This is a genomic window from Pseudomonas sp. PS1(2021), from assembly GCF_020405165.1.
Classification (GTDB): domain Bacteria; phylum Pseudomonadota; class Gammaproteobacteria; order Pseudomonadales; family Pseudomonadaceae; genus Pseudomonas; species Pseudomonas aeruginosa.
Window position 1 is genome coordinate 6,302,800 of the sequence record NZ_CP084484.1, and the last position, 15,935, is coordinate 6,318,734.

General features: G+C 68.0%; 15 protein-coding genes. 13 read left to right on the top strand and 2 right to left on the bottom strand.

From position 1 onward, the window contains the following. Positions 1 to 35 precede the first annotated feature (35 nt). The 3 genes from LE197_RS29965 (at position 36) to LE197_RS29975 (ending at position 4,104) form a co-directional block, all read left to right on the top strand. Positions 36 to 1,469, top strand: a complete 1,434-nt coding sequence (locus tag LE197_RS29965) for an APC family permease (protein WP_003084045.1) — start codon at positions 36 to 38, stop codon at positions 1,467 to 1,469. Positions 1,470 to 1,499: 30 nt separating this feature from the next. Next, the gene (locus tag LE197_RS29970) at positions 1,500 to 2,882 is read left to right on the top strand and encodes an aspartate aminotransferase family protein (RefSeq protein WP_003112673.1); all 1,383 of its coding nucleotides are present in this window, start codon (positions 1,500 to 1,502) and stop codon (positions 2,880 to 2,882) included. Between the two features lie 163 nt (positions 2,883 to 3,045). Further along, positions 3,046 to 4,104 carry an ABC transporter substrate-binding protein gene (locus LE197_RS29975; protein WP_003101898.1) on the top strand — a complete coding sequence of 353 codons (1,059 nt, stop codon included), beginning with the start codon at positions 3,046 to 3,048 and terminating at the stop codon, positions 4,102 to 4,104. 77 nt (positions 4,105 to 4,181) lie between these two features. On the opposite strand, the gene LE197_RS29980 is transcribed toward LE197_RS29975, so the two are convergent. Together LE197_RS29980 and LE197_RS29985 are read right to left on the bottom strand one after the other, a co-directional pair. After that, positions 4,182 to 5,063 carry a dihydrodipicolinate synthase family protein gene (locus tag LE197_RS29980; protein ID WP_003101895.1) on the bottom strand — a complete coding sequence of 294 codons (882 nt, stop codon included), beginning with the start codon at positions 5,061 to 5,063 and terminating at the stop codon, positions 4,182 to 4,184. 59 nt (positions 5,064 to 5,122) lie between these two features. After that, a complete protein-coding gene (locus LE197_RS29985) occupies positions 5,123 to 5,905 on the bottom strand; it encodes an aldolase (protein ID WP_003084054.1) in 783 nt (260 codons plus the stop codon). 154 nt (positions 5,906 to 6,059) lie between these two features. Here LE197_RS29985 and LE197_RS29990 point away from each other — a divergent pair, with 154 nt between their 5' ends. From LE197_RS29990 to LE197_RS30035, 10 genes are all read left to right on the top strand, one after another. Then, positions 6,060 to 6,599, top strand: a complete 540-nt coding sequence (locus LE197_RS29990; protein ID WP_003084057.1) for a helix-turn-helix domain-containing protein — start codon at positions 6,060 to 6,062, stop codon at positions 6,597 to 6,599. Between the two features lie 150 nt (positions 6,600 to 6,749). Next, positions 6,750 to 7,601, top strand: coding sequence for a CoA transferase subunit A (locus LE197_RS29995; RefSeq protein ID WP_003084060.1), 852 nt, complete (start codon positions 6,750 to 6,752; stop codon positions 7,599 to 7,601). After that, complete coding sequence (locus LE197_RS30000; protein ID WP_003084062.1) at positions 7,598 to 8,380, top strand: CoA-transferase subunit beta; 783 nt, start codon at positions 7,598 to 7,600, stop codon at positions 8,378 to 8,380. Before LE197_RS29995 ends, LE197_RS30000 begins: the two co-directional genes overlap by 4 nt. Further along, on the top strand, positions 8,377 to 9,582 hold the full coding sequence (gene pcaF, locus LE197_RS30005; protein ID WP_034009402.1) for a 3-oxoadipyl-CoA thiolase: 1,206 nt from the start codon (positions 8,377 to 8,379) through the stop codon (positions 9,580 to 9,582). Before LE197_RS30000 ends, pcaF begins: the two co-directional genes overlap by 4 nt. Before the next feature lie 149 nt (positions 9,583 to 9,731). Next, positions 9,732 to 11,030, top strand: coding sequence for an MFS family transporter (locus LE197_RS30010; RefSeq protein WP_003101889.1), 1,299 nt, complete (start codon positions 9,732 to 9,734; stop codon positions 11,028 to 11,030). Between the two features lie 22 nt (positions 11,031 to 11,052). Next, positions 11,053 to 12,432: a 3-carboxy-cis,cis-muconate cycloisomerase gene (locus LE197_RS30015; RefSeq protein WP_003112675.1), complete on the top strand. Its 1,380-nt coding sequence runs from the start codon at positions 11,053 to 11,055 to the stop codon at positions 12,430 to 12,432. Between the two features lie 14 nt (positions 12,433 to 12,446). Next, complete coding sequence (pcaD, locus tag LE197_RS30020; RefSeq protein WP_003084070.1) at positions 12,447 to 13,238, top strand: 3-oxoadipate enol-lactonase; 792 nt, start codon at positions 12,447 to 12,449, stop codon at positions 13,236 to 13,238. Positions 13,239 to 13,248: 10 nt separating this feature from the next. Then, positions 13,249 to 13,650, top strand: coding sequence for a 4-carboxymuconolactone decarboxylase (gene pcaC / locus LE197_RS30025; protein WP_003084072.1), 402 nt, complete (start codon positions 13,249 to 13,251; stop codon positions 13,648 to 13,650). Positions 13,651 to 13,824: 174 nt separating this feature from the next. Beyond that, complete coding sequence (locus LE197_RS30030; RefSeq protein ID WP_003084073.1) at positions 13,825 to 14,766, top strand: LysR family transcriptional regulator; 942 nt, start codon at positions 13,825 to 13,827, stop codon at positions 14,764 to 14,766. A gap of 190 nt (positions 14,767 to 14,956) precedes the next feature. Next, positions 14,957 to 15,790, top strand: a complete 834-nt coding sequence (locus LE197_RS30035; protein WP_003101885.1) for a hypothetical protein — start codon at positions 14,957 to 14,959, stop codon at positions 15,788 to 15,790. Positions 15,791 to 15,935: the final 145 nt, after the last annotated feature.

A 15,935-nucleotide genomic window follows, 5' to 3' on the forward strand; every position in this document is an offset into this window, starting at 1 on the left:
CTCGATGCCGATAACGACAACAAGAGGACGATCGAATGAACGACACGCCGAACGTGCGTGAGCCGGCCCTGCGCCGCGTGCTCGGGCTGGGACCGCTGCTGGCGGTGGCCATCGGCCTGGTGGTTTCCCAGGGCGTGATGGTACTGATGCTGCAAGGCGCCGGGACGGCCGGCCTGGGCTTCATCGTGCCGCTGGGAGTGGCCTACCTGCTGGCGCTGAGCTACGCCTTTTCCTTTTCCGAGCTGGCCCTGATGATTCCCCGCGCCGGTAGCCTGAGCAGCTACACCGAGGTGGCCATCGGGCATTTCCCGGCGATCCTGGCGACCTTTTCCGGCTACGTGGTGGTGGCGATGTTCGCCCTCTCGGCGGAACTGCTGCTGCTCGACCTGATCATCGGCAAGGTCTACCCCGGCGCGCTGCCGCCGATGCTGGTGGCCTACGGCGTGCTCGGCCTGTTCACCCTGCTCAACCTGCTCGGCATCGACATCTTCGCGCGCCTGCAGAGCGCGCTGGCGCTGCTGATGATGATCGTCCTGCTGGTGCTCGGCCTGGGTGCGGTGAGCAGCGACCACGCTTCCGCGCAGACCGCCCTGGCGAGCGGCTGGAACCCGCTCGGGGTAAGCGCCCTGGCGCTCACCGCGATGGCCGTGTGGGGCTTCGTCGGCGCCGAGTTCGTCTGCCCGCTGGTGGAGGAGACGCGGCGTCCGGAGCGCAACATCCCGCGTTCGATGATCCTCGGCCTGAGCATCATCTTCCTGACCATCGCCCTCTACTGCTTCGGTGCGCTGCTGTGCATCCCGCAGGCGGAACTGGCCGGCGACCCGCTGCCACACTTCCTCTTCGCCAACCGCGTGTTCGGCGAGTACGGCCAGCTGTTCCTGGTGATCGCCGCGATCACCGCCACCTGCAGCACCCTCAACTCGTCGCTGGCGGCGATCCCGCGGATGCTCTACGGGATGGCGCAGAACGGCCAGGCCTTCCCGCAATTCAAGCAGCTCAGCCGGCGGGCGCGCACGCCCTGGGTGGCGGTGCTGTTCGTCGCCGCGATCACCGGCCTGCCGATCCTGATCCTCGGCCAGGACCCGGACTCGATCAACCTGCTGCTGCTCGCCGCCGCGCTGGCCTGGCTGCTGGCCTACATCATCGCCCACGTCGACGTGCTGGCCCTGCGCCGTCGCTATCCGCACATCGCCCGTCCGTTCCGCACGCCGTTCTACCCGCTGCCGCAACTGTTCGGCATCGCCGGGATGATCTACGCGGTGGTCCACGTCTCGCCGACCCCGGAAATGACCGGACGGATCTTCGCCAGCGCCGGCGTGGTGCTCGGCGTGGTCTCGCTGGTGGCGGTGGTGTGGATCAAGGGCGTGATGCGCAAGCCCCTCTTCGTACCCGAACCGCTCGAGACGGCCGGTGAGACTGCCCAGGGCAAGTCCGTCGCCCTCGATCCCCTGCAATCCCCTTCGGCCTGACGCGCCAAGGGAACAAGGAGAACACAGACGATGACCGCTCAGCTCAACCCGCAGCGCGACACCCGCGACTACCAGCAACTGGACGCCGCGCACCACATCCACGCCTTCCTCGACCAGAAGGCGCTGAACCGCGAAGGCCCGCGGGTGATGGTCCGCGGCGATGGCCTGCAGCTCTGGGACAACGACGGCAAGCGCTACCTGGACGGCATGTCCGGCCTCTGGTGCACCAACCTCGGCTACGGCCGCCAGGACCTCGCCGCCGCCGCCAGCCGCCAGCTGGAACAACTGCCGTACTACAACATGTTCTTCCACACCACCCACCCGGCGGTGGTGGAGCTTTCCGAGATGCTCTTCAGCCTGCTGCCGGACCACTACAGCCACGCGATCTACACCAACTCCGGCTCCGAGGCCAACGAGGTGCTGATCCGTACCGTGCGGCGCTACTGGCAGATCCTCGGCAAGCCGCAGAAGAAGATCATGATCGGCCGCTGGAACGGCTACCACGGCTCGACCCTGGGCAGCACCGCGCTCGGCGGGATGAAGTTCATGCACGAGATGGGCGGCATGCTGCCGGACTTCGCCCACATCGACGAACCCTACTGGTACGCCAACGGCGGCGAGCTGAGCCCGGCCGAGTTCGGTCGCCGCGCGGCGCTGCAACTGGAGGAGAAGATCCTCGAACTGGGCGCGGAGAACGTCGCCGCCTTCGTCGCCGAGCCCTTCCAGGGCGCCGGCGGCATGATCTTCCCGCCGCAAAGCTATTGGCCGGAGATCCAGCGCATCTGCCGGCAGTACGACGTGCTGCTGTGCGCCGACGAAGTGATCGGCGGCTTCGGCCGCACCGGCGAATGGTTCGCCCACGAACACTTCGGCTTCCAGCCGGACACCCTGTCCATCGCCAAGGGCCTGACGTCCGGCTACATCCCCATGGGCGGCCTGGTACTCGGCAAGCGCATCGCCGAGGTGCTGGTGGAGCAGGGCGGGGTGTTCGCCCACGGCCTGACCTATTCCGGCCACCCGGTGGCGGCGGCGGTGGCCATCGCCAACCTCAAGGCGCTGCGCGACGAGGGCGTGGTCACGCGGGTCAGGGAGGAGACTGGACCCTACCTGCAACGCTGCCTGCGCGAGGTCTTCGGCGACCATCCGCTGGTCGGCGAGGTCCAGGGCGCCGGCTTCGTCGCCGCGCTGCAGTTCGCCGAGGACAAGGTGACCCGCAAGCGCTTCGCCAACGAGAACGATCTGGCCTGGCGCTGCCGCACCATCGGCTTCGAGGAGGGCGTGATCATCCGCTCCACCCTCGGCCGCATGATCATGGCCCCGGCGCTGGTGGCCGGGCGTGCCGAGATCGACGAACTGATCGACAAGACCCGTATCGCGGTGGATCGCACCGCGCGCGAGATCGGCGTGCTCTGACGCGCCCCGGCGGCCCGGCCTCGGCCGGGTCGCCTGCGACACGGAGCGTCCCCCCATAACGACGATGCGGCGCCTGGCGACCGCGCGCGGAACCGTTTCGGCCTCTGGTCGGCAACTGCCTCAGCAACATCACAACAATGCCAATCGGCTGTGGGAGTGTTCCATGTTCAAGTCCTTGCACCAGTACGCACACGTGTTTTCCCGGTTGTCCCTGTTCGGCCTGGCGTTCGCCGCGGCGGCCCAGGCGCAGAGCCAGAGCCTGACTGTGATCTCCTTCGGCGGCGCGACCAAGGCCGCCCAGGAACAGGCCTATTTCAAACCCTTCGAGCGAAGCGGCGGCGGGCAGGTGGTCGCCGGCGAATACAACGGCGAAATGGCCAAGGTGAAGGCCATGGTCGACGTCGGCAAGGTCAGCTGGGACGTGGTCGAGGTGGAGAGCCCCGAACTGCTCCGCGGCTGCGACGAGGGGCTGTTCGAACGCCTCGACCCGGCGCGTTTCGGCGACCCCGCGCAGTTCGTCCCCGGCACTTTCAGCGAGTGCGGGGTGGCCACCTACGTCTGGTCGATGGTGATGGCCTACGACTCGACGAAGCTGGCCAGGGCGCCGCAGTCCTGGGCGGATTTCTGGAACGTCCGCGAGTTCCCCGGCAAGCGTGGCCTGCGCAAGGGCGCCAAGTACACCCTGGAAGTGGCGTTGCTGGCCGACGGGGTGAAGGCGGAGGACCTCTACAAGGTACTTGCCACCCCGGAGGGGGTCAGCCGCGCCTTCGCCAAGCTCGACCAGCTCAAGCCGAACATCCAGTGGTGGGAGGCCGGCGCCCAGCCGCCGCAATGGCTGGCGGCCGGCGACGTGGTGATGAGCGCGGCCTACAACGGGCGCATCGCCGCTGCGCAGAAGGAGGGGGTGAAACTGGCCATCGTCTGGCCCGGCAGTCTCTACGATCCGGAGTACTGGGCGGTGGTGAAGGGCACGCCGAACAAGGCGCTGGCGGAGAAATTCATCGCCTTCGCCAGCCAGCCGCAGACGCAGAAGGTGTTCTCCGAGCAGATCCCCTACGGGCCGGTACACAAGGGCACCCTGGCGTTGCTGCCGAAGACGGTGCAGGAGGCGCTGCCGACCGCGCCGGCCAACCTCGAAGGCGCGCGGGCGGTGGATGCCGAGTTCTGGGTGGACCACGGCGAGGAGCTGGAACAGCGTTTCAATGCCTGGGCGGCGCGCTGAGCGCGCTGCGCGTCGGCAAAAAAAACGACGGGCCCCAAGTCGTCCGGGCCCGTCGGGTCAAAGCGCTGACGGGGTGATCAGCGCAGCTCTTCCAACAACCCCTGCAGATACCGACAGCCCTCGGTATCCAGCGCCTGCACCGGAAGGCGCGGCGCCCCCACCTCCAGGCCGGAGAGGCCCAGGCCGGCCTTGATGGTGGTCGGCAGGCCCCGGCGGAGGATGAAGTCGAGCAGCGGCAACTGCCGGTAGAACAGCGCGCGGGCCTTCTCCAGGTCGCCGTCGAGCACCGCCTGGTAGAGCTGGCCGTTGAGCGTCGGGATCAGGTTCGGCGCGGCGCTGCACCAGCCTTTCGCGCCGGCCACGAAGGCCTCCAGCGCCAGCGGGTTGCAGCCGTTGTAGAAGGGCACCCGGCCTTCGCCGAGCAGGCGCAGCTTGTGCATGCGCTGGATGTCGCCGGTGCTCTCCTTGACCATGGTCACGTTGTCCACTTCGCGGACGATGCGCAGGATCAGTTCCACCGACATGTCGATGCCGCTGGTGCCCGGGTTGTTGTAGAGCATCACCGGCACGCCGATGGCTTCGCCCACCGCGCGGTAGTGCTGGAACACTTCCGCCTCGTTGAGCTTCCAGTAGGAGATCGGCAGGACCATCACCGCCTCGGCGCCGAGGGATTCGGCGAACTGCGCGCGGCGCACGGTCTTGGCGGTGGTCAGGTCGGAGACGCTGACGATGGTCGGCACGCGATGGGCGACGGTCTTCAGGGTGAAGTCGACCACCTCGTCCCATTCCGGGTCGCTCAGGTAGGCGCCTTCGCCGGTGCTGCCGAGCGGGGCGATGGCGTGCACGCCGCCGTCGATCAGGCGCTCGATGGAGCGGCCGAGGGCCGGCAGGTCGAGACCTCCGTCGGCGGCGAAGGGGGTGATGGTGTAGCCGATGATGCCGTGGATGGATGCGGACATTGGATGTACCCGTGACATTGAGTGGGAAATGCCAGGACGGACCTGGTGGGAAAGGTCGTTCAGCTCAGGCAGTCGCTGTTGCGCGGCAGGCAGCGCCGGGCGTAGTAGTTGAATGCGGCGCCGTGGCGCTTCGGGGTGGAGATCCAGTCGTGGGCCTCGCGCGCCAGGGCCGGCGGGATCGGCTTGATCTCCCCGGCGGCCATCGCCAGCAACTGCATCTTCGCCGCGCGCTCGAGCAGCACCGCGATCACGCAGGCCTCCTCGATGCTCGCACCGGTGGCCAGCAGGCCGTGGTGGGAGAGCAGGATGGCGCGCTTGTCGCCGAGGGCGGCGGAGATGATCTCGCCTTCCTCGTTGCCTACCGGCACGCCCGGCCAGTCCTTGAGGAAGGCGCAGTCGTCGTATAGCGGGCAAAGGTCCATGTGCGAGACCTGCAGCGGTACTTCCAGAGTCGACAGCGCGGCGATGTGCAGCGGGTGGGTGTGGATGATGCAGTTGACGTCCGGGCGGGCGCGATAGACCCAGCTGTGGAAGCGATTGGCCGGATTCGCCATGCCGTGCCCGTGGAGGACGTTGAGGTCTTCGTCGACCAGCAGCAGGTTGCCGGCGCTGATCTCGTCGAAGCCCAGGCCCAGTTGCTGGGTGTAGTAGGTCCCCGCCTCCGGGCCGCGCGAGGTGATCTGCCCGGCGAGCCCGGAGTCGTGGCCGGCCTCGAAGAGAATCCGGCAGGTCAGGGCCAGCTTTTGCCGGTCAGTCCACGTATTATCGCCGAGGCTGCTTTTCATCTGCTTCAGCGCGTGCTGGATCAGTTGATCCTTGGGTAATTCCAGTGTCGTAGCCATGCGAGGTTCCTTTGACGGAGCGAGTCGGGGGAAACGCCAGGCAGTTGCGCGCCACGCAACGACCCGGCTGTAAATGACACGGATCAAGTTATATGACACAAAGTGTCATTAGCAAGAGAAAAGTTTCATCGCCATCGGGAGAAGGCTGTCCTCAATGTCCATGCGCTTGAAATTGCTGAGAAAAAAACTCGGGGTCACGCTGGAGACCCTGGCCGACAAGACCGGCCTGACCAAGAGCTACCTGTCCAAGGTCGAGCGCGGGCTGAACACGCCGTCCATTGCCGCCGCGCTGAAGCTGGCGAAGGCGTTGAACGTGCAGGTGGAGGAGCTGTTCTCCGAGGAAAGCGACGGTGTCGACGGCTACAGCATCGTTCGTCGCGACCAGCGCAAGTCGCTGTCCAGCGGCGACGACGGCCCGGCCTACGCCTCCCTCGCGCAGCAGATCGGCGCCCGCGCGCTGTTGCCGTTCATCGTCCACCCCCCGCGCGATTTCAGTCACTCGACGTTCAAGGAGCACCTCGGCGAAGAGTTCATCTTCGTCCATGAGGGCCAGGTCGAGGTCGACTTCATGAACCAGCGGATCATCCTCGAGCGCGGCGACGCCCTGCATTTCAACGCACAGAAGCCGCACCGCATCCGCTCCCTGGGGGAGACCCAGGCGGAATTGCTGGTGGTGATCCACAGCGACGAATGAGGCGACGGCTTCGGTCGATCGGATGCTTGCTAACGTTCTGTTCGATTATCGAACTGTTAATCGATTATCGGATTGTGAGCCCTCGGACCCCGGCGTAAGGTTCTCGTCACGTGCCGTCCAGGCAGCGCACAACAAGACGAGACCCGACCGATGGCTGAAATCCTCTCCCTGCGCGAAGCGGTGCGACGCTTCGTCCACGATGGCGACAGCGTCGCCCTCGAAGGCTTCACTCACCTGATCCCGACGGCCGCCGGCCACGAGCTGATCCGCCAGGGCAGGAAAGACCTGACGCTGATCCGCATGACTCCCGACCTGGTCTACGACCTGCTGATCGGTGCAGGCTGCGCGAAGAAGCTGGTGTTCTCCTGGGGCGGCAACCCCGGCGTCGGTTCGCTGCACCGCCTGCGCGACGCGGTGGAGAAGGGCTGGCCGCAACCGCTGGAGATCGAGGAACACAGCCACGCCGACCTCGCCAACGCCTATGTCGCCGGCGCCTCCGGGCTGCCCTTCGCAGTGCTGCGCGCCTACGCCGGCTCCGACCTGCCGAAGGTCAACCCGCTGATCCGCAGCGTCACCTGCCCGTTCACCGGCGAAGTGCTGGCGGCGGTGCCCTCGGTGCGCCCGGACGTCAGCGTGATCCACGCGCAGAAGGCCGACCGCAAGGGCAACGTTCTGCTCTGGGGCATCCTCGGCGTGCAGAAGGAAGCGGCCCTGGCGGCGAAGCGCTGCATCGTCACCGTCGAGGAGATCGTCGACGAACTGGACGCCCCGATGAACGCCTGCGTCCTGCCGAGCTGGGCGCTCAGCGCCGTGTGCCTGGTGCCCGGCGGCGCGCATCCGTCCTATGCCCACGGCTACTACGAGCGCGACAACCGCTTCTACCAGGACTGGGACCCGATCGCCCGCGACCGCGAAAGCTTCACCGCGTGGATCGACGAATACATCCGGGGGACCGAGGATTTCGGCGCCTTCCAGGCCAAGCTCGCGGAGGGCAAGCGATGAGCAGCTACAGCACCAACGAGATGATGACCGTGGCCGCCGCCCGCCGCCTGCACAACGGCGCGGTGTGCTTCGTCGGCATCGGCCTGCCGTCGAAGGCCGCCAACCTGGCGCGCCTGACTTCCTCGCCGGACGTCGTGCTGATCTACGAGTCCGGGCCGATCGGCGCCAAGCCCAGCGTCCTGCCGCTGTCCATCGGCGACGGCGAGTTGGCCGAGACCGCCGATACCGTGGTCCCCACCGGCGAGATCTTCCGCTACTGGCTGCAGGGCGGACGGATCGACGTCGGCTTCCTCGGCGCGGCCCAGGTCGACCGCTTCGGCAACATCAACACCACCGTGATCGGCGACTACCGCCAGCCCAAGGTGCGCCTGCCGGGAGCCGGCGGCGCGCCGGAAATCGCCGGCAGCGCCAAGGAAGTGCTGATCATCCTCAAGCAGTCGCACCGCACCTTCGTCGACAAGCTGGCCTTCGTCACCTCGGTCGGCCATGGCGAGGGCGGCGACTCGCGCCAGCGCCTGGGCTTGCCGGGCAAGGGGCCGGTGGCGATCATCACCGACCTGTGCATCATGGAGCCGGAAGCCGGCAGCAACGAGTTCGTGGTCACTTCGCTGCATCCGGGCGTGACCCGCGAGCAGGTGGTCGAGGCCACCGGCTGGGCGATCCGCTTCGCCGAGCGGGTCGCCGAGACGCCCGCGCCGAGCGAGGTCGAACTCGCCGCGCTGCGCGACCTCGAGGCGCGCACCGCGGCCGCCCATGGACAGAAGGGGAGCGACGAATGAGCCGCGAGGTATTCATCTGCGATGCCGTGCGCACGCCGATCGGCCGTTTCGGCGGCAGTCTTTCCGCGGTGCGCGCCGACGACCTCGCGGCGGTGCCGCTGAAGGCCCTGGTCGAGCGCAACCCGGGGGTCGACTGGTCGGCGTTGGACGAGGTGTTCCTCGGCTGCGCCAACCAGGCCGGCGAGGACAACCGTAACGTGGCGCGCATGGCGCTGCTGCTGGCCGGTTTGCCGGAGAGCGTGCCCGGCGTCACCCTCAACCGCCTCTGCGCCTCGGGGATGGACGCCATCGGCACGGCGTTCCGCGCCATCGCCTGCGGCGAGATGGAGCTGGCCATCGCCGGCGGCGTCGAGTCGATGTCGCGCGCGCCGTACGTGATGGGCAAGGCCGATAGCGCCTTCGGGCGCGGCCAGAAGATCGAGGACACCACCATCGGCTGGCGCTTCGTCAATCCGCTGATGAAGGAGCAGTACGGCATCGACCCGATGCCGCAGACCGCCGACAACGTCGCCGACGACTATCGCGTGTCGCGTGCCGACCAGGATGCCTTCGCCCTGCGCAGCCAGCAGCGCGCCGGCAGGGCGCAGGAGGCCGGTTTCTTCGCCGAGGAAATCGTCCCGGTGACGATTCGCGGGCGCAAGGGCGACACCCTGGTCGAGCACGACGAGCATCCGCGTCCCGACACCACCCTGGAGGCGCTGGCCCGGCTCAAGCCGGTCAACGGGCCGGAGAGGACCGTCACCGCCGGCAACGCGTCCGGGGTCAACGACGGCGCCGCCGCGCTGGTCCTGGCCTCCGCGGAGGCAGTGGAGAAGCACGGCCTGACTCCGCGCGCGCGGGTGCTGGGCATGGCCAGCGCCGGCGTCGCCCCACGGATCATGGGCATCGGCCCGGTGCCGGCGGTGCGCAAGCTGCTGCGGCGCCTGGACCTGGCGATCGACGCCTTCGACGTGATCGAACTCAACGAAGCCTTCGCCAGCCAGGGCCTGGCCTGCCTGCGCGAACTGGGCGTGGCCGACGACAGTGAGGAGGTCAACCCGAACGGCGGTGCCATCGCCCTCGGCCACCCGCTGGGGATGAGCGGTGCGCGGCTGGTCCTCACCGCGCTCCATCAACTTGAGAAGAGCGGCGGCCGGCGCGGCCTGGCGACCATGTGCGTAGGCGTCGGCCAAGGCCTGGCGCTGGCCATCGAGCGGGTCTGACTGGCACAACCGGGTCGCCCGCCCGGTATCAAGAGCGCGCGTCGCGCGGCGCTGCCCATGTTTCGGCGGCGGCGCGGCGCGTGTGCAGCGGAACAGGACGCTCCGTCGCACGGTCAGGATGAAACGGACCCTGTCGAGAGAACAACAGCATGACTGCCCCTGTTCACCAGTACAGCAACGAAGAACGCCGCAAGCGCATCTTCGCCATCGTCGGCGCCTCCTCCGGCAACCTCGTGGAATGGTTCGACTTCTACGTCTACGCCTTCTGCGCGATCTACTTCGCACCGGCCTTCTTCCCCTCCGACAACCCCACGGTGCAGTTGCTGAACACCGCCGGGGTCTTCGCCGCCGGCTTCCTCATGCGCCCCATCGGCGGCTGGATGTTCGGCCGCATCGCCGACAAGCACGGGCGCAAGACCGCCATGCTGATCTCGGTGGTGATGATGTGCGCCGGCTCCCTGGCGATCGCCTGCATGCCCACCTACGCCAGCATCGGCACCCTGGCGCCGGCCCTGCTGTTGCTGGCGCGGATGTTCCAGGGCCTGTCGGTGGGCGGCGAGTACGGCACCAGCGCGACCTACATGAGCGAGGTGGCGCTCAAGGGCCAGCGCGGCTTCTTCGCCTCGTTCCAGTACGTCACCCTGATCGGCGGACAGTTGCTGGCGGTGCTGGTGGTGGTGATCCTGCAGCAGTTGCTGAGCGAGGACGAACTGCGCGCCTGGGGCTGGCGGATCCCCTTCGTGATCGGCGCGATCACCGCGGTGATCGCCCTCTGGCTGCGGCGCTCGCTGAACGAGACCGCTTCGAAGTCGACCCTGGAGCGCAAGGAATCCGGCACCTTCGCCGAGCTGTTCAAGCACAAGCGGGCCTTCTTCACCGTGCTCGGCTTCACCGCCGGCGGCTCGCTGATCTTCTACACCTTCACCACCTACATGCAGAAGTACCTGGTCAACACCGCCGGGATGAGCGCCAAGACCGCCAGCGCGGTGATGACCTTCGCCCTGCTGGCGTACATGCTGATGCAACCGCTGTTCGGCATGCTTTCCGATCGCATCGGGCGCAAGACCTCGATGCTCTGGTTCGGCACCCTGGGCACGCTCTGCACCCTGCCGATCCTGCTCGCGCTGAAGACCGTGAGCAGTCCCTACATGGCCTTCTTCCTGATCATCCTGGCGCTGGCCATCGTCAGCCTGTACACCTCCATCAGCGGCCTGATCAAGGCCGAGATGTTCCCGCCGGAGGTGCGCGCCCTCGGCGTCGGAGTGTCCTACGCGGTGGGCAACGCGATCTTCGGCGGCTCGGCCGAGTACGTCGCCCTGGGGCTGAAGTCGGTAGGGATGGAGAACGTCTTCTACTGGTATGTTTCAGCCATGTGCCTGCTGGCGCTGCTGGTCTGCGTGAGCCTGCCGGACCTGCGCAAGGTCAGCTACCTGAACGACGAGCCCTGACGGGCCGGGAAAAGGAAAACCGATGAGCGACGTACCCGCCAACCAGTTGTTCGATGCCTATTTCATGGCGGCGCCGATGCGCGCGGTGTTCTCCGACCGCGGCCGCCTGCAAGGCATGCTCGACTTCGAGGCCGCCCTGGCCCGCGCCGAGGCGCGCACCGGGGTGGTTCCCGCGACGGCGGTGGCGCCGATCGAGGCGGCCTGCCGCGCCGAACTGTACGACCCGCTGGCGCTGGCCGAGGCGGTCGCCACTGCCGGCAACTCGGCGATCCCGCTGGTCAAGGCGCTGGGCCGCCAGGTGGCGGCTGGCGACGCCGAGGCCGAGCGCTACGTGCATCTCGGCGCCACCAGCCAGGACGCCATGGACAGCGGCCTGGTGCTGCAACTGCGCCGTGCGCTGGCCTTGCTCGAGCAGGATCTGCAACGTCTTGCCGAGGTCCTGGCGGACCAGGCCGAACGGCATGCCGACACGCCGCTGGCCGGGCGCACCTGGTTGCAGCACGCCACCCCGGTGACCCTGGGCATGAAGCTCGCCGGCCTGCTCGGTGCCTTGACCCGGCACCGCCAGCGCCTGCGCGAGTTGCGCCCGCGCCTGCTGGTGCTGCAATTCGGCGGCGCCTCGGGGACGCTCGCCGCGCTCGGCGAACAGGCCCTGCCGGTGGCCGCGGCGCTGGCCGAGGAGCTGGGCCTGGCTTTGCCCGAACAACCCTGGCACACCCAGCGCGACCGCCTGGTGGAATTCGCCAGCGTGCTCGGCCTGGTGGCCGGTAGCCTCGGCAAGTTCGGTCGCGATGTCAGCCTGCTGATGCAGACCGAGGCCGGCGAGGTCTTCGAGCCGGCCGGCGCCGGGCGCGGCGGTTCCTCGACCATGCCGCACAAGCGCAACCCGGTGAGCAGCGCGGTGCTGATCGCCGCCGCCACCCGTGCGCCGGGGCTGGTCTCGACCCTGTTCGCGGCGATGCCGCAGGAACACGAGCGCAGCCTCGGTCTCTGGCACGCCGAGTGGGAAACCCTGCCGGAACTCTGTTGCCTGGTTGCCGGCGCGCTGCAACAGGCGATCGGCCTGCTCGAAGGCCTGGAGGTGGACGCCCAGCGGATGCGCCGCAACCTTGGCCTGACCCACGGCCTGGTGCTCGCCGAGGCGGTGAGCATCGCCCTGGCCCGCCGTATCGGCCGCGAAGCCGCGCACCATCTGGTGGAACAGTGCTGCCGCCGCGCCGTCGAGCAGCGCCGCGAGTTGCGCGCGGTGCTCGGCGAAGAGGCGCGGGTGAGCGCCGAGTTGTCCGGCGACGAACTGGACCGCCTGCTCGATCCCGCCCATTACCTCGGCCAGGCCCGCGCCTGGGTCGAGCGCGCGCTCGCCGAACACCATGCCCTGGGCTTCGAACCCCATCCCGCCTGACTGGAGATCCCTTCGTGCCAACCGTACGCCTCGCCGACGGCGACCTGAACTACTCCCTGGAAGGACCGGCCGGCGCGCCGGTCCTGCTGTTGTCAAACTCGCTGGGCACCGACCTGGGCATGTGGGACACGCAGATCCCCGCACTCACCGCCCATTTCCGCGTGCTGCGCTACGACACCCGCGGCCACGGCGCCTCGCTGGTCACCCCCGGACCGTACGCCATCGGCCAGCTCGGCGCCGACGTGCTTGCCCTGCTCGATGCCCTCGAGCTGCCGCGCGTGCATTTCTGCGGGCTGTCCATGGGCGGCCTGATCGGCCAGTGGCTGGGCATCCACGCCGGCGAGCGGCTCGGCCGGCTGGTGCTGTGCAACACCGCGGCGAAGATTGCCAGCGACGAGGTCTGGAACACCCGCATCGATACCGTCCTGAAAGGCGGCGAGCAGGCCATGCGTGACCTGCGCGACGCCTCGGTGGCGCGCTGGTTCACCGCGGGCTTCGCCGAGCGCGAACCGGCGCAGGTCGAGCGCATCGTCGCGATGCTCGCGGCCACCTCGCCGCAGGGCTACGCGGCCAACTGCGCTGCGGTACGCGACGCCGATTTCCGCGAGCAGCTCGGGCTGGTCCAGGCGCCGACGCTGATCGTCGCCGGCAGCCACGATGCCGTGACCACTCCGGACAACGCCCGCTTCATGCAGGCGCGCATCGCCGACGCGCAGTTGGTCGAGTTCGCCGCCGCGCACCTGTCCAACGTCGAAGCGGGCGACGCCTTCAGCCGCCGCCTGGTCGATTTCCTGCTGTCCGCCTGAGGAGCCGCCGATGGACGAGAAACAACGCTACGAAGCCGGCATGCAAGTGCGCCGCGCGGTGCTCGGCGACGCCCATGTCGAGCGCAGCCTGGCCAACCTGACGCCGTTCAACGAAGAGTTCCAGGAGATGATCACCCGCCACGCCTGGGGCGACATCTGGACCCGTCCGGGGCTGCCGCGACACACCCGCAGCCTGGTCACCATCGCCATGCTGATCGGCATGAACCGCAACGAGGAACTCAAGCTGCATCTGCGCGCGGCGAAGAACAACGGGGTGAGCCGCGACGAGATCAAGGAAGTGATCATGCAGAGCGCCATCTACTGCGGTATTCCCGCGGCCAACGCGACCTTCCACCTGGCCGAATCGGTGTGGGACGAGCTTGGCGTGGAGTCGCAGCAGGCGTCCCGGTAGGTCGCCGGCGGCGCTAGCGGTAGGGCGAATGGCGTCGCAGGCGTTATCCGCCGATACCCCGAGGGCCAACGGCGGTTATCCGTCCTGCGCGTGGGTCGGCAAGGCGGCGCTTCCCCTTGCCAATCGCCGGCGTTTCCCGGAAGGTCGACAGCTCCGTCATCCCTTCGGTCCGCCATGAGCCGCAAGCTGCATATCCACGCGCCCGCGATCCACTACTTCGACATGGTTCGCCGCTGCCATTCGATCCGCGAAGCCGCGCGGCGCCTGAACGTCGCCTCGTCGGCGGTGAACCGGCAGATCCTCAAGCTGGAGGACGAGATCGGTGCGCCGCTGTTCGACCGCCTGCCCGGCGGCCTGCGCCTGACCGGAGCCGGGGAGATCTTCGCGCGCCACGTCACCGTGGTCCTGCAGGACATGGAGCGCGTGCGTTCCGAACTGGACGCGCTGCAAGGCCTGCGCACCGGCCATGTGGAGATCGCCACCATCGAAGCGGTGACCAGCGACCTGCTGCCCTGCGTGCTCAAGGCGATGCGCGAACGCTACCCGGACATCACCGTCGGCGTCACCCTGCTCGGTTCCCAGGCGATACCCGAGGCGGTGAGCAGTGGCGCGGTCGACCTCGGCCTGGCCTTCGCCCTGCCGCGCAGCGCCGACCTGCAACAGGTCAGCGTCGGCCATTTCCGCCTCGGTGCCATCGTCTCCCCGCAGCACCCGTTGGCGCGACACCAGGCCATCGCCTTCGCCGATTGCGTCGAACATGGCCTGATCATGGCCAAGAGCGAGCTGTCCATCCATCACCTGCTGGCGCCGCTCCAGCGCCGTTTGCGCGAACCGCGCCGGGCGGTGCTGGAGAGCAGCTCCCTGGAGCTGTCGCGACAACTGGCGCGGCGCGGGCTCGGCGTCGCCTTCCAGACCCGCCTGGGGATCGAGGCCGACATCGCCCAGGGCGAGCTGCGTTTCCTGCCGCTGAAAGACAATGGCGGCATCCACAGCGACCTCGGCCTCTACGTGCGCACCGGCCGTTACCTGCCGGTGGCGGTGGACGCCCTGGCCCGGCAGATCGCCGAGGAAGTGCGCCTGCGCGAACGCGAGGAAGCGCGCCTGAACGAGGCCTGAGCGGCGCTCGCGCCGATGCCAGACGGCTTGCCCGAGCTTGCCCGTCCGCTGATGCCGTTTCGGCATCGGCATGTTCGATATTCTGTTCTTTGGTCAGCGCGGCGAAGTGCCGATACTGCCCCGCGACCCCGGCGCGAAACCGGGGGCTGAGTCGCCACAAGAACAACAAGCAACCAGCAGGACACACAGCATGAAGAAGATGATGCAGGGCGCCGCCGCCCTGATCGCGCTCGTCGGCGCCGGGGAGAGCATGGCGCTGGAATGGATGAGCAACAGCGTCGGTTTCCGTTACGGCCAGCAATTCACCAACCCGAACAACCCGGACAAGTTCGCCAAGCGCATCTACAGCTTCACCCACGCCGACGGCTATCGCTACGGCAGCAATTTCTTCAATCTCGATGTGTTCCTTTCCGACAACCGCGACCCGCGCAAGGGCACCGACCATGGTGGCAGCGAAGTCTATGCGGTCTACCGCCACCAGCTCTACGCTTCGCGGGTGTTCGACCGGCCGCTGGGCACCGGCCTGGTCAAGGACTACGCCTTCACCCTGGGCTTCGACGCCAGCCGCAACAACAACCTGGCTTCGGCCAAGAAGCGCGCCCTGGTGTTCGGCCCGACCCTCAAGTTCAACGGTCCCGGCGTGCTCGACCTGAGCCTGCTCTACTACCGCGAGAAGAACCACTTCGGCGTGCCCGGCGCGCGCCATCCCGACCACACCTTCGACACCACCTACATGCTTAACCTGACCTGGATGCGGCCGTTCAAGGTCGGCAACCATGCGGCGAAGTTCCAGGGCTTCGTCAACTACGTGGGAGAGAAGGGCGAGGACTACAACGACAAGGACACCGCGGCGGAAACCCTGGTCCGCACCGCCCTGATGGTCGCCGCCCTGCCAGGCGACAAGCGCCAGCCGAACCTGTGGCTCGGCGTCGGCTACGAGTATTGGCACAACAAGTTCGGCGTCGACGGTGGCACCGGCAGCCGCACCTCGACGCCGACGTTGAATATGGAATTCACCTTCTGAAGCGAAGCGCCGTCGCCCTACGCGATGCCGCCAACCCTGGGGTGGGGCGGATAACGCCATCGGCGTTATCCGCCGATACACCGAAGCCCGACGGCGGATAACCGCAAGCGGTTATGCGCCCTACGCGATGCCGACCCCTGGGGTA

Excerpts from the sequence above, each read along its gene's own strand:
- LE197_RS30010 (WP_003101889.1), top strand. The coding sequence starts at position 9,732 with ATGACTGCCCCTGTTCACCAGTACAGCAACGAAGAACGCCGCAAGCGC.
- LE197_RS29980 (WP_003101895.1), bottom strand. The coding sequence starts at position 5,063 with ATGTCCGCATCCATCCACGGCATCATCGGCTACACCATCACCCCCTTC.
- LE197_RS30035 (WP_003101885.1), top strand. The coding sequence starts at position 14,957 with ATGAAGAAGATGATGCAGGGCGCCGCCGCCCTGATCGCGCTCGTCGGC.
- LE197_RS29990 (WP_003084057.1), top strand. The coding sequence starts at position 6,060 with ATGTCCATGCGCTTGAAATTGCTGAGAAAAAAACTCGGGGTCACGCTG.
- LE197_RS30015 (WP_003112675.1), top strand. The coding sequence starts at position 11,053 with ATGAGCGACGTACCCGCCAACCAGTTGTTCGATGCCTATTTCATGGCG.
- LE197_RS29970 (WP_003112673.1), top strand. The coding sequence starts at position 1,500 with ATGACCGCTCAGCTCAACCCGCAGCGCGACACCCGCGACTACCAGCAA.
- LE197_RS29965 (WP_003084045.1), top strand. The coding sequence starts at position 36 with ATGAACGACACGCCGAACGTGCGTGAGCCGGCCCTGCGCCGCGTGCTC.
- LE197_RS29995 (WP_003084060.1), top strand. The coding sequence starts at position 6,750 with ATGGCTGAAATCCTCTCCCTGCGCGAAGCGGTGCGACGCTTCGTCCAC.
- pcaC (WP_003084072.1), top strand. The coding sequence starts at position 13,249 with ATGGACGAGAAACAACGCTACGAAGCCGGCATGCAAGTGCGCCGCGCG.
- pcaF (WP_034009402.1), top strand. The coding sequence starts at position 8,377 with ATGAGCCGCGAGGTATTCATCTGCGATGCCGTGCGCACGCCGATCGGC.
- LE197_RS29985 (WP_003084054.1), bottom strand. The coding sequence starts at position 5,905 with ATGGCTACGACACTGGAATTACCCAAGGATCAACTGATCCAGCACGCG.
- LE197_RS30000 (WP_003084062.1), top strand. The coding sequence starts at position 7,598 with ATGAGCAGCTACAGCACCAACGAGATGATGACCGTGGCCGCCGCCCGC.
- LE197_RS29975 (WP_003101898.1), top strand. The coding sequence starts at position 3,046 with ATGTTCAAGTCCTTGCACCAGTACGCACACGTGTTTTCCCGGTTGTCC.
- LE197_RS30030 (WP_003084073.1), top strand. The coding sequence starts at position 13,825 with ATGAGCCGCAAGCTGCATATCCACGCGCCCGCGATCCACTACTTCGAC.